This is a genomic window from Alicycliphilus sp. T452 (genome assembly GCF_054512775.1).
In genome coordinates, this window is the sequence record NZ_JBTNEH010000007.1 from 79827 (window position 1) to 92731 (window position 12905).

At 69.9% G+C, this 12905-nt stretch carries 12 protein-coding genes; 5 read left to right on the top strand and 7 right to left on the bottom strand.

Translation table 11 applies throughout. The features are described from left to right. Positions 1-26: 26 nt before the first annotated feature. The gene (locus ACX12L_RS08310; RefSeq protein WP_459262204.1) at positions 27-1016 is read left to right on the top strand and encodes a Bug family tripartite tricarboxylate transporter substrate binding protein; all 990 of its coding nucleotides are present in this window, start codon (positions 27-29) and stop codon (positions 1014-1016) included. A gap of 30 nt (positions 1017-1046) precedes the next feature. Here the strand turns inward: ACX12L_RS08310 and ACX12L_RS08315 are convergent, their stop codons facing one another. The 7 genes from ACX12L_RS08315 to ACX12L_RS08345 form a co-directional block, all read right to left on the bottom strand. After that, complete coding sequence (locus tag ACX12L_RS08315; protein ID WP_459262205.1) at positions 1047-2159, bottom strand: CaiB/BaiF CoA transferase family protein; 1113 nt, start codon at positions 2157-2159, stop codon at positions 1047-1049. Positions 2160-2354: 195 nt separating this feature from the next. Next, positions 2355-3134, bottom strand: a complete 780-nt coding sequence (locus ACX12L_RS08320; RefSeq protein ID WP_459262206.1) for an IclR family transcriptional regulator — start codon at positions 3132-3134, stop codon at positions 2355-2357. Positions 3135-3169: 35 nt separating this feature from the next. Further along, complete coding sequence (locus ACX12L_RS08325; RefSeq protein ID WP_459262207.1) at positions 3170-3967, bottom strand: enoyl-CoA hydratase/isomerase family protein; 798 nt, start codon at positions 3965-3967, stop codon at positions 3170-3172. Further along, positions 3964-4770: an SDR family oxidoreductase gene (locus tag ACX12L_RS08330; RefSeq protein ID WP_459262208.1), complete on the bottom strand. Its 807-nt coding sequence runs from the start codon at positions 4768-4770 to the stop codon at positions 3964-3966. The genes ACX12L_RS08325 and ACX12L_RS08330 overlap by 4 nt, the downstream gene beginning before the upstream one ends. A gap of 9 nt (positions 4771-4779) precedes the next feature. Continuing rightward, positions 4780-5778 (bottom strand): Bug family tripartite tricarboxylate transporter substrate binding protein, encoded by a 999-nt coding sequence (locus ACX12L_RS08335; RefSeq protein ID WP_459262209.1) that lies wholly within the window; start codon positions 5776-5778, stop codon positions 4780-4782. A 69-nt stretch (positions 5779-5847) separates the two neighbouring features. Continuing rightward, a complete protein-coding gene (locus ACX12L_RS08340) occupies positions 5848-6615 on the bottom strand; it encodes an SDR family NAD(P)-dependent oxidoreductase (RefSeq protein ID WP_459262210.1) in 768 nt (255 codons plus the stop codon). Positions 6616-6670: 55 nt separating this feature from the next. After that, a complete protein-coding gene (locus ACX12L_RS08345) occupies positions 6671-7849 on the bottom strand; it encodes a thiolase family protein (RefSeq protein WP_459262211.1) in 1179 nt (392 codons plus the stop codon). 208 nt (positions 7850-8057) lie between these two features. Between ACX12L_RS08345 and ACX12L_RS08350 the strand changes: the two genes are divergently transcribed. From ACX12L_RS08350 to ACX12L_RS08365, 4 genes are all read left to right on the top strand, one after another. After that, positions 8058-9605: an AMP-binding protein gene (locus tag ACX12L_RS08350; RefSeq protein ID WP_459262212.1), complete on the top strand. Its 1548-nt coding sequence runs from the start codon at positions 8058-8060 to the stop codon at positions 9603-9605. 76 nt (positions 9606-9681) lie between these two features. Next, on the top strand, positions 9682-10836 hold the full coding sequence (locus tag ACX12L_RS08355) for an acyl-CoA dehydrogenase family protein (protein WP_459262213.1): 1155 nt from the start codon (positions 9682-9684) through the stop codon (positions 10834-10836). Between the two features lie 30 nt (positions 10837-10866). Continuing rightward, positions 10867-11853: a Bug family tripartite tricarboxylate transporter substrate binding protein gene (locus ACX12L_RS08360; RefSeq protein WP_459262214.1), complete on the top strand. Its 987-nt coding sequence runs from the start codon at positions 10867-10869 to the stop codon at positions 11851-11853. 40 nt (positions 11854-11893) lie between these two features. Beyond that, a complete protein-coding gene (locus ACX12L_RS08365; RefSeq protein ID WP_459262215.1) occupies positions 11894-12901 on the top strand; it encodes a Bug family tripartite tricarboxylate transporter substrate binding protein in 1008 nt (335 codons plus the stop codon). The last annotated feature ends 4 nt before the right edge of the window (positions 12902-12905 follow it).

Genomic DNA, 12905 nt, shown 5'->3' on the forward strand with positions numbered 1-12905 from the left:
TTTGTGTTCTTCAGGAGATGAATGCCATGTCCCATCCGTTTCGCCATACCGCGCCCCTGCGCCGGCGCTCCGTGCTGCTCAAGGGCGCTGCCATGCTGGGCATGCTCTCCGGGCCGGCCTGGAGCCAGGAGGTCGCGCGCATCTATGTGGGCTTTGCCGCTGGCGGCGTGACCGATCTGGCGGCCCGGCTGCTGGCGCCGGCGCTGTCGGCGGAGCTGGGCCAGACCTTCATCGTGGAAAACCGGCCGGGCGCATCGAGCGCGCTCGCCATCAAGGCCGTGGAGGGCAGCGCGCCAGCCAGCCACACCTTCGTGCTCTACCCCACGCTGGCGCTGCTGGGCTTTCTGCTGAACGGGCAGCAGCCCGCGCTCGACAGGATCACGCCGATCTCGCTGCTGTACGAGCAGTTCGCCGTGCTGGCCATCAACCCGCAGGTGGCCGGCCTGGAGCACGTGCGCACGCTGCAGGACCTGCTGCAGGTGGCCAAGGCGAAGGCGGGCACGCTGACCTATACCAGTTCGGGCGTTGGCAGCACCGGGCATCTGGCCATGGAATGGGTCTGCAGCCTGGCCGGCGTCAAGATGCAGCATGTGCCCTACAAGGGCGGAGCGCCTGCGGTGACGGATGTGCTGGGCGGGCATGTCGGCACGATCTTTGCCGATTCCACGATCATTGCGCCCCATGTCAAGTCGGGCAAGGTGCGTGCCCTGGCCATCAACTACCCGGTGCGCGTGCCGGGCTTCGCCGAGGTGCCCACGGTGGCGGAGCAGGGCTTCAAGGAGGTCTCGGCCGTGCCCTGGGTCGTTCTGGCCGGCCCGCCCGGCATGTCCGATGCTGCGGCCGACCGGATGGCCGCCGCCGTGAGCCGCGTGCTGGCCAAGCCCGACATCGCCCAGTCCATGCAGGAACAGAACATGGTGCCCAGGCATTCGACGCCGCAGGAAACCCGGCAGCTCATGCAGCGCGACATGCTGGCCTGGCGCAAGATCATCGAGGACAACGGCATCAAGCTGTGAAGCCGGTGCCGCTCGGCAATACCGCCTGCCCTACCGTCGCCACACGGCCTTGGCGCCCTGCCCGGCCAGTTGTGCCAGCACTTGCCCGGTATGCGCGCCGGGCGCGCAACCATCGCCCGGAAGGTAAGGCGCGCCGTCAAAGCGCGGCGCCGGCATGGCTTGCAATACGCCGGCGCGCTCGGTGTACACGCCGCGCGCGCGCATGTGCGGGTGCTCGGCTGCCTCCACGGGGCTGAGCACGGCGCCGAAGCACACGTCGGTGGGTTCGAGCAGCGCCTGCCAGTGCGCACGCGGCTGGGCCAGGAACAGGGCGGCCAGGCGCGCGCGGCGCCCGGGCCAGGCGGCCTTGTCCCACTGGTCGCCGACAAAGTCCGGGTCGCCCGCAAGCCCCAGGATCTCAAGCAGCAGCGCGTAGAACTGGGGCTCGATGGCGCCGATGGTGATGCAGTGGCCGTCGGCGCAGACGTAGGTCTCGTAGAACGGGGAACTGTCGTGGATGCCGCGGCCGCGCTCGTCGGCCACCACGCCGCGCTGGCGCGCGCTCAGGTTCAGGTTGAGCATGTGGGCCGCGCCATCCACGATGGCGGCGTCCACCACCGTGCCGCGGCCCGTGGCACGCGCCTGGATGATGCCCGACAGCAGGCCCGTCATCAGGTACAGGGCGCCGCCGCCGATGTCGCCCAGCACGGCGAAGGGCGACACGGGCCGCGCATCGGCCGGGCTGCAGCCCCACAGCACGCCGGAGACGGCAGCATAGTTGGCGTCGTGCCCGGCGCGCGGCGCCAGCGGCCCGCTCTGGCCCCAGCCGGTCATGCGGCCATAGACCAGGCGCGGGTTGATGCGTTGGCACTCCCCGGGGCCCAGGCCCAGGCGTTCCATCACGCCGGGGCGCATGCCCTCGATGAGCGCGTCGGCGTCCTGCGCCAGCGCCAGCACCAGCTGGCGGCCCTCATCGGTCTTGAGGTCGGCGAACACCGAGCGCTTGCCGCGGTTGAGCAGGCTGCCGGTCGGGCCGTCGTCGCCCTGGCCCTTGCGCACCACGGAAATCACGTCGGCGCCCAGGTCGGCCAGGTGCATGGCACAAAACGGCCCCGGCCCCAGGCCGCCGATCTCCAGCACGCGCACGCCATCCAGTACTTTCATTGCAATTCTCCTTGTCGTCTCAGTCATCCGTTGCGCTGCGCGCCACCCTCATCCCATGAAACCGGCGGGCCCCAAGCGAGGGCCGCCGTGCAAGGGCCGCCCCGCCGCACTGAGCAAAGTCCCCCTGCCCGCAGCGCGCAGCGATGCGAGAGCGGGGGGAAGGCCCGAAGGGCCTCAGGGGGGTGTCGTTTCATCTCAGGGCACGCCCGCGCCCACCACGGCCTCGACCGAGCGTACCAAGGTGCGCAGACGCGGTCCCAGGTCGGACTCTAACTTGCTGTACAGCGGGCTGAACACCGGCACCGAGACCGCGAAGATCCACAGCTCGCCGTCCTGGGACTGGCTCATGGGCACGGCGATGGATTCGATCTCGCTGTGCAGGTCGCCGTGGCTGCGGCAAAACCCGTGGCGCTCCATGTCCTCGCGGGCATTGACCAGGCGCTGCGCCAGCCAGGCGGCGCGCTGCGGGTCGCTGGCCTGCAGGCCCTGCAGGTAGGCCTCGCGCGCATCGTCCGCCATGCCCAGCAGGTAGGCGCGGCCCGTGGCGGTGCGCGACAGCGACATGCGCACGCCGATCTCCTGGCGAAACACGGTGTTGCCCATGCCATTGGCCAGTTCCACCAGGCACAGCTGGTGCTTATGGCCCACGGCCAGCTGCACCTGCCCCTCGATCAAGTCCGCCAGCGCCTGCATCTGCGGGCGCGCAAACTGGCGCAGCGCCAGGCGCAACAGTACCGGCCAGGACAGCTGCAGCAGGCCCAGGCCCGGCACGTATTTGGACAGGCGCTCCGAATAGCGCAGCAGCCCGAGTTCGCACAAGGTGTCGGTGAGGCGAAACAATGTCGGCTTGGGCAGGCCCGTGAGCTCCATCAGCTCGCGCGCGCTCAGCTCCGTGCGCTTGTGGCCGAAGCAGCGCAGGATGGAAATGCCGCGCACCAGGGCGCTGACCAGTTTGCCGTCCGCATCCGTATTCACATGAACCTCTAGAAATCCGGGGATTTTCTCCTGATTCAGCGCCCGGGCCACTGGAAGGGCACCGGTCTTTTGTCCAGGAAGCAGTGCACCGCCTCGCGGTGCTCGGGCGTGCCCATGGCCAGCGCCTGGGCATTGGCCTCCTGCTCCAGCAGCGAGGGCAGGTCGTCGGCGGCCAGGGCGAGCGAGCGCTTGATCAGGCTCAGCGCCACCGGCGAGGCATGCACGAAGCTGCGCGCGATGGCCTGGGCGCGCGCCTGCAGCGCCTCGGGCGCGGCCAGTTCGGTGGCGATGCCCAGGTCCAGCGCCTCCTGGGCCGGGACCTCGCGCCCCGACAGCATCAGCTCGCGCGCACGCTGCACGCCGACGATGCGCGGCAGGGTGTAGAAGGCCGCGCAGTCCGGCACCAGGCCGACGCGGATGAAGGACATGGCGAAGCGCGCGCGGGTGCTGGCGATGATGAAGTCCGCCGCCAGCGCCAGGCTGAAGCCGGCGCCATAGGCCGCGCCGTCGACGGCGGCGACCACCGGCTTGTCCAGCAGCACCAGGTCCTTGAGCCAGTGGTGCAGGCTGGACAGGCGCCGGCGCCAGCCGCCGTTGTCCAGGCCGCTGGCGGCGATGTTGCCCAGGTCGCCGCCGGAGCAGAAATGCGCGCCCGCGCCCGTGAGCACCAGGGCGCGTATGGCGGGGTCGCCCTGCACCTGGCGCACCACATCGGCCATTTCCGCGCGCATGGTGGGGTCGAAGGCGTTGCGTTTGTCCGGGTTGTCCAGCACCAGGGTGGCAACGCCCTCCTCCACGCCGAAGCGTATGCGCCGGTAGCCACCGCCGCTCATGCCGCGCCCCGCGGGGTGTAGGAGGCGCGCATGTCCCGCCCGCCGCGCAGCGAGGAGCCGCCGTCCACGGGGATGACGGCGCCCGTCACGTAGCCGGCCTGCGGCGAGGACAGGAACAGCGCCATGTGGGCGATGTCGTCGAGCGTGCCCATGCGCTGCAGCGGCACGCTGGCGACCGCGTTGGCCAGCGCCTCGGGCGAGGGCGCGAGGCGGCGCATGCCTTCGGTGTCGGCGATCGGGCCGGGCGCGATGGCGTTCACGCGCACGCCCGCCTCGCCCCATTCCATGGCCAGCACGCGCGTCATCATGTCGATGCCTGCCTTGGCGGCGCAGGCATGGACCTGGTACATGGTGGGGTTGACGCCCTGGGGCGCCGAGATGTTGATGACGCTGGCGCCGGGCTTCCTCAGCAGCGGGTAGGCCAGGCGCAGCACGTGGAAGCTGCCGTTGAGGTCGATGTCGATCACCGTCCTGAAGCCGTTGGGCGACAGGTCCTTGGCCGGCGCGATGAAGTTGCCCGCCGCGCCGGAGACCAGCACGTCGATGTCGCCGAAGCGTTCATGGGACTGGCGCAGCGCCGCGTCCACGGCCACCGGGTCGCGCACGTCGGCGCTGATGCCCAGCGCCTGCGCGCCCAGCGCGCGCAGCCCGTCGGCCGCCTGCTGCACCTTCTCGGGCGATCGGCTCATGACCGTGACATGGGCGCCCGCACGCGCGAACGCCTGCGCGATGCCGAGATTGATGCCGCTGCTGCCGCCAGCCACGAACACATGGCGGCCCGCGAAGGAGAGGGTGTCAGTCATGGCGCGTCCTCAATCGAGCTGCAGCTTCTGGCTGCGGATCAGCTCGCCCCAGTCCTTGCTGTCGCGCTCCACCATCTGCGAGAACTGCGCGCTCGCCATGCCGCCGGGGCGGCCGCCGAGTTCGCGGTAGCGCTGGACCACGGCCGGGTCCTTGAGCACGGCGATCAGGTTGTCGGTGAGCTTCTTGACGATCTCCGGAGGCGTTTTGGCGGGCAGGAAGAAGCCCATCCAGCCCACCTTGTCGAAGTCCTTCATGCCCAGCTCGGTCATGGTGGGCACGTCGGGCAGCTCAGGCTCGCGCGTGGCGCCGGTCACGGCCAGCGCGCGCAGCTTGCCGTCCTTGACGTGGACCAGCGAGCCCGTGAGGTTGTCGAACATGAACTGGGTCTCGCCGGACACGATGGCCATGGTGGCCGGCGCGGAGCCCTTGTAGGGCACGTGGACCACGTCGACCCCCGTGCGCTGGCGGAAAAGCTCGCCCATCAGGTGCGTGGTCTGGCCCACGCCCGCCGACGAAAACGCCAGCTTGCCCGGGTCCTTCTTCGCGGCCGCGACCAGCTCGCCCAGGCTCTTGATGGGCGACTTCACCGGCACCACCAGCACGTTGGCGAACGAGATCATGTCGGTCAGCGCGATGAAGTCGCCCGGCTTGTAGCCGAGCTTCTGGTAGGCCGTGTAGTTGATGGCGTTGGAGCCGGTGTTGCCCACCAGCACGGTGTAGCCGTCGGGCTGGGCGCGCGCCACCTGGCCGGCTCCCAGCATGCCGCCCGCGCCGGGCTTGTTGTCCACCACGATGGGCTGGCCCAGGCGCTCGCCCAGCTTTTGCGCCATGAAGCGCGCCGGCGTGTCGGTGGTGCCGCCGGCGGCGCCGGGGATGACGAAGGTGATGGGGCGCGTGGGCCAGGCGGCGTCGGCCCGGGCGGCCGTGGCCGAGGCCAGGGCGCCCAGCCCCAGCAGGGCGCACGCCCCGGTCAGGTGGAGCGCGCGGCGGCGGTTGTACGGGGGCATGGTTGTCTCCAATGTATTATCGAAAATAAGAGCATCTCGCGCCCTATCCACGGGCGCTGAGGGCCGATTTCACCGTGGCTGCATGCGGATGGCGCCATCGAGGCGGATGGTCTCGCCGTTGAGCATGGGGTTCTCCAGGATGTGCAGCGCGGTCAGCGCGTATTCCGAGGGGTGGCCCAGGCGCGCCGGGTTGGGCACGCTGGCGGCCAGCGACTGGCGCACGTTCTCGGGCAGCTTGGCCAGGATGGGCGTGTCGAACAGGCCCGGGGCGATGGTGCACACGCGGATGAACTTGGACGCCAGGTCGCGCGCCGCGACGATGGTCATGCCGATCACGCCGGCCTTGGAAGAGGCGTAGGGGATCTGGCCGATCTGCCCTTCGTAGCCCGCCACCGAGGCGGTGAGCACGCAGGCGCCGCGCTCGCCGTCGATGGGCTCGTTCCTGGCCATGCTCGCGGCGGCCAGGCGCAACGTGTTGAAGGTGCCGATCTGGTTCACGCGGATGATGTTGATGTACTTCTCCAGCGAACCGGGGCTGCCGTCCTTCTCGACCAGGCGCACCGGGCCGCCGATGCCCGCGCAGTGCACCAGGGCGCGGAAGTTGCCGAAGGCTTCCGCCGCCGCGATGGCCTGCTGCATCTGGGCCTCGTCGGACACATCGGCCTTCACGTAGCGCAGGCGGCCGGCGTATTGCTTTTCCATGGCCTGGCCGCGCTCGTCGTTCAGGTCCACGGCGACCACTTGAAGGCCGCGCTCCAGCAGCGCGACGGCCGAGGCCTGCCCCAGGCCCGAGACGCCGCCGGTGACCAGGGCGGTCATTCCTTGTTGCAGTTTCATTTTTGCTCCTTTTTGCCTGTAGCGCTTACCCATCAAGCGCTGGCAGCTATCAAAATCAAAGTCGCTCGATGATGGTGGCGTTGGCCATGCCGCCGGCCTCGCACATGGACTGCAGGCCGTAGCGCTGGCCGCTGTCCTCCAGCGCGTGCAGCATGGTGGTCATCAGGCGTATGCCCGAGGCGCCCAGCGGGTGGCCCAGGGCGATGGCGCCGCCGCGCGGGTTCAGGCGCTCGCCGTCGGCCTGCAGTTCCTTCTGCCAGGCCATGGGCACGCTGGCGAAGGCCTCGTTGATCTCGTAGTGGTGGATGTCGTCCAGCTTCATCTTCGCCTTGGCCAGCGCGCGCTGCGTGGCGGGGATGGGGGCGGTGAGCATGTACAGCGGGTCGTCGCCCACCACGTCGAAGGCCACGAAGCGCGCGCGCGGGCGCAGGCCCAGCTGCAGGGCGCGCGCCTCGCTCATGATGAGCATGGCGCTGGCGCCGTCGGTCATCTGGGAGGCATTGCCGGCCGTGGTGCTCCACTGGATCTGCGGAAAGCGCGCCAACAGCTCCTCGCTCTCGAACACGGCCTTGAGGCCGGCGAGCTTTTCCACCGTGGTGCCGGCGCGGATGGTTTCGTCCGCCGCCACGCGGCCCGCGGGCGTATCGATGCCCACGATCTCGCGCACGAAGCCGCCGCCGGACTGCGCGGCGTGGGCGCGCTGGTGCGAGCGCGCGGCATAGGCGTCGAGCTCCAGGCGGCTCAGCCCCCACTTGGCGGCCACCAGGTCGGCCGACACGCCCTGGCCCACCAGGCCGGGCGCGTAGCGCGCATCGAAGCGCGCACCGGTGGTGTTCTTGCCCATGCGCGAGCTGCCCATGGGTACGCGGCTCATGGACTCCACGCCGCAGGCGATGACGATGTCCTGCACGCCGGCCATGATGGCCTGGGCCGCGAAGTGCACGGCCTGCTGGCTGGAGCCGCACTTGCGGTCGATGGTGGTGGAGGGCACGTGCGTGGGCAGGCCCGCGGCCAGCCAGGCCAGGCGCCCGGGGGTGTTGGCCTGCTCGCCGGACTGGCTCACGCAGCCGCAGATCACGTCGTCCACCTGGCCGGGATCGATCTTGTTGCGCTCCACCAGCTGCTGCAGCACCTGCGAGAGCAGGTCCACGGGGTGCAGCTCGGCCAGCGCGCCGTCGGGCTTGGCCCGGGCCATGGGGCTGCGGATGGCATCGACGATAACGGGATTTTCCATGTTCACTCCATATGTTTTATGAAACCTATGATCCATTAAAAGCATTTTTCTCACCGTTAGTTTGTGCTGAACACCGTATTTACCCGATGTTTAATCCATCTTCTGCCTGAAAGAATCATTGGAAGCTATTGTTTTGTGAGACTTATGTTTCGCATCTGACGGCGCGCCGCCGTCCTGGCGGCGCTCCTGGAGACCACGGGTGACAGGCATGCAGGATTTCTTTGGCCGCGCACAGGCGGCCCCCGGGCGGGTGGTGGTGGTCATGGCCGACCAGGGCCGCAGCTACACCGCCGGCGCGCTGGCGCAGATGGCGCAGCAGATGGCGCAATGGCTCGCGGCGCAGGGGCTGCAGGCGGGCGAGCGCTTCGCCGTGCTGCTGGAGAACCGCGTCGAGATCCTGGCCCTGGTGCTGGCCGCGCGCCAGGCGGGCCTGTATGCGGCCGTGCTCAGCACCCACCTGACGGCGGACGAGGTGGCCTACATCGTGGGCGACAGCGGTGCGCGCCTGGTGGTGGCGTCCGGCAAGACGCTGCCCCAGCTCCAGGGCATCGGCCTGCCCTGGTGGACCGTGGACGAAGCCCGGCCGCAGGCCCCGTCGCTGCACGCGGCGCTGGCGGCGCTGCAGGGCCCGCCGGTGGACTTCGCCGACCGGCCGCTGGGGCGCGACCTGCTGTATTCCTCCGGCACCACGGGCCGGCCCAAGGGCGTGCTCAAGCCGCTGTGGCCCGCCGGCCTGCGCGGCCAGGCCGACCCCGAGGCCCAGGGCACGGCGCGCCTCATGGGCATGGGCGAGGACACGGTGTACCTCTCGCCCGCGCCGCTGTACCACGCCGCGCCGCTGCGCTACACGCTGCGCGCGCTGGAGCTCGGGGGGCAGGCCGTGATCATGGAGCGCTTCGACGCGGAAAACGCCCTGGCGCTCATCGAGCGCCACCGCGTCACGCACAGCCAGTGGGTGCCCACCATGTTCGGCCGCCTGCTCAAGCTGCCCGAGCAGGTGCGCCAGCGCCACGACCTGTCGAGCCACCGCATGGCCATCCACGCCGCCGCGCCCTGCCCGGTTCATGTCAAGCACGCCATGCTCGACTGGTGGGGCGACATCCTGATGGAGTACTACGCCGGCTCCGAGGGCTGCGGCACGACCATGATCGATTCAAACGAGTGGCGCCAGCGCCCCGGTTCGGTGGGCCGTGCCACCACGGGCCTGCTGCACATCGTGGACGATGAGGGCCGGGAGCTGCCTGCGGGCGGGATCGGCCAGGTGTATTTCTCGGGCGGCGGGCAGTTCACCTACCTGAACGACCCCGAGAAGACGCGCCAGGCCATCGACGACCGGGGCTGGGTCACATACGGCGACATCGGCCACGTGGACGCCGAGGGCTACCTGTACCTGAGCGACCGGCGCGCCGACCTGATCCTCTCGGGCGGCGTCAACCTCTACCCGCAGGAGATAGAGAACGCCCTGGCCCGCCACCCCGGCGTGCAGGAGGTGGCCGTGGTCGGCGTGCCCCACCCCGACTTCGGCGAGGTGCCGCTGGCGGCCGTGGTGCTGCGCCCGGGCCAGGAGGCCACGCAGGAGACGGCGCGCGCCATCGCCACGCAGGCCGCGCAGGTGCTGGCCCGGCTCAAGCTGCCGCAGCGCATGGTGTTCGTCGATGCCCTGCCGCGCCTGGAGACCGGCAAGCTCCTGCGGCGCCAGCTCAAGGAGCGGTTCCGCGACCAGCCGCAGGCCGGCTTTGCCCTGCGCGACTCATAAAACAATAGCTGCCATCGCCCGTCCCATGGGCGTCAAGGCCATATTTCATTCGCAAACCTTGGGAATTACAACAGCCATGCAAGACCTGACCCAGCGCACCATCTACCGCGAAGACCACGAACAGTTCCGCGCGCAGGCGCGGCGCTTCTTCGACAAGGAAATCGTGCCCTTCCACGCCCAGTGGGAGCGCGACGGCATCGTGCCCAAGGAGGTCTGGCGCAAGGCCGGGCGCGAGGGCCTGCTCAACACCCTGCTGCCCGAGCCCTACGGCGGCGGCGGCGACTTCGGCCACGCGGCCATCCTGATCGAGGAGGTGGCGCGCACCGGCGCCAGCGGCCTGGGCTTTCCGCTGCACTCGGACATCGTCGCGCCCTACATCCACGCCTACGGCAGCACCGAGCAGAAGGACCGCTGGCTGCCGCGCATGGCCGCTGGCGAACTGATCGGCGCCATCGCCATGACCGAGCCCGGCGCGGGCAGCGACCTGAAGTCGGTGCGCACCACGGCCAGATTGGTCAAGGACAGCGAGGGCGACCACTACATCCTGAACGGCAGCAAGACCTTCATCACCAACGGCATCAACTCCGAGCTCGTCATCGTCGTCGCCAAGACCGCGCCCGACCTGGGCGCCAAGGGCGTGTCGCTGATCGTGGTGGAGGAGGGCACGCCGGGCTTCAGCAAGGGCCGCAAGCTGGAGAAGATCGGCCTGATGGCGCAGGACACCTCCGAGCTGTTCTTCGACAACGTCAAGGTACCTGCGGGCAACCTGCTGGGCGAGGAGAACATGGGCTTCAAGTACCTGATGCGCGAGCTGGCGCAGGAGCGCCTGGTGGTCGCCGTGCGCGCCGCCGCGTCCATCGAGACCTTCCTGCAGAAGACCGTGGACTACACGCGCGAGCGCAAGGCCTTCGGCCAGACGGTGTTCGAGTTCCAGAACACGCGCTTCAAGCTCGCCGAGGCCAAGGCCCAGGCCACCATGCTGCGCGTGTTCGTGGACGACTGCATGCGGCTGCACATGCAGCGCCAGCTCACGCCCGAGCGCGCCGCCATGGTCAAGCTCAACGCCACGGCGCTGCAGAACCGGCTGCTGGACGAATTCCTGCAGCTGCACGGCGGCTACGGCTACATGACCGAATACCAGGTGGGCCGCGCCTGGACCGATGCGCGCATCGGCCGCATCTACGGCGGCAGCGACGAGATCATGAAGGAAATCATCGCCCGCACCCTGTAACCATTCCACGACACCCAAGGAGACCCCGCCATGGCCATCACCCGCCGCAAGACCCTCGCTCAATGGCTGCCCCTGATCGCCCTGGCCGCAACCTGCGCCATGGGCGGCGCGCAGGCGCAGGACGGCTACCCCAACAAGCCCATCCGCCTCGTCGTGCCCTACCCCGCCGGCGGCGGCACCGACATCATCGCGCGCCTGATCGGCACGCAGCTGTCGCAGCGCTGGGGCCAGCCCGTGGTGGTGGAGAACAAGCCCGGCGCCAGCGGCATCCTGGGCAACGACATCGTGGCCAAGGCGCCGGGCGACGGCCACACCGTGCTCCTGGGCATCACCGCCCTGGTGCAGATCCCGGCGCTGTACAAGAAGGTGCCCTACAAGCTGGCCGACCTGGCGCCGGTGTCGCAGATCGCCAAGTCCGCCGACCTGCTCATGGTGCCGCGCAGCTCGGGCGTGACCACGCTGCAGCAGTTCGTGGACAAGGCCAAGGCCGCGCCCGGCACGCTCAACTACGGCACCTACGGCAACGCCACCTCGTCGCACATGAACGGCGAGCGCTTCAAGCAGCGGGCCGGCATCGACATCACCCACATCCCCTACCAGGGCTCGGGGCCGGAGATGGCGGCCCTGCTGGGCGGGCAGCTGACGCTGGCCTTCGTGGACGCCACGGGCGCCTACCCGCACATCAGGTCGGACAAGCTCAACATCCTGGCCGTCACCGGCGCCCAGCGCCACCCGGCCCTGCCCCAGGTGCCCACCATGACCGAGTCCGGCTACCCCGGCCTGGAGGCCAACGGCTGGTTCGGCGTGTTCCTGCCCGCCGCCACGCCCAAGCCCATCGTGGACAAGCTGGGCGCCGAGGTGGCGGCCATCGTCAAGTCGCCCGAGCTCAACAAGCGCCTGACCGACATGGGCCTGATTCCCGTGGGCTCGCTGCCCGACGACTTCAAGGCCCAGGTCGACAAGGACGCCGCCCACTGGAAGGCCGTGGCCGAGGCGGCCAAGATTTCCATGGACTGATACGGCTTCGCATCACCACCACGACACGAGGAGACACCCCATGACCCACGGCCCCCACCTTCCGCGCTGCAGCCGCCGCCAGCTGCTGGCCCTGGCCGCCGGCGCCGCGCTCCCCTTGGGCGCGCAGGCGCAGGAGGCCGGCTTCGCCACCCGCCCGGTGCGCGTGGTGGTGCCGTTCGCCGCCGGCGGCGCCACCGACGTCATCACCCGCGTGCTGGGCGAGCACATGGGCAAGCGCTTCGGCCAGCCCGTGGTGGTGGACAACAAGCCCGGCGCGGCCGGCCTGATCGCCGGCGAGATGGTGGCCAAGTCGCCGCCCGACGGCATGACGGCGCTGCTGGGCACCACCTCGTCCATGCTGACCAACAAGTACCTGTACAAGAAGACCGCCTACGACCCGCTGACCGACCTCACCCCTTTGGTGCGCGTATGCCTGGCGCCGATTGCCCTGGTGGTCACGGCCGACGTGCCGGCCCGGGACATGCAGGAGTTCATGGCCTGGACCCGCGCCAACAAGGGCAAGCTGTCCTATGGCTCCTACGGCATAGGCTCGCACGGCCAGCTGGCCTGCACCACGCTCAGCGACATTGCCGGCGCCGAGATGGCGCACGTGGCCTACAAGGGCGAGGCCCCCATGGTGCAGGACCTGCTGGGCGGCCAGATCAGGATCGGCATGGGCAGCCTGCTGTCGCTCAAGGCGCACATCGATGCCGGCAAGCTGCGCGCCCTGGCGGTGACCGGCCCGCGCCGCGTGCCGCTGCTGCCCGACGTGCCCACCTTTGCCGAGGCCGGCTACCCGCAGGACGCGCTGGCCCTCGTCGGCTGGCTGGCGATCGCCGGCCCCAAGGGCATGAGCGCCGACGTGGCCCGCCAATGGGCCGCCGCCGCCAACCAGGCTGTCGCCAGCCGCGACGGCATGGCGCGCATCATCGCCGCCGGCTTCGTGCCCGTGGACGACGACACGCCCGAGAGGTTCGGCAAGCTATGGGCGCAGGAAGGGCCCGTCTGGGGCCGCCTGTTGCAGGCCGCGGGCGTGCAGCCGACCTGAAGCG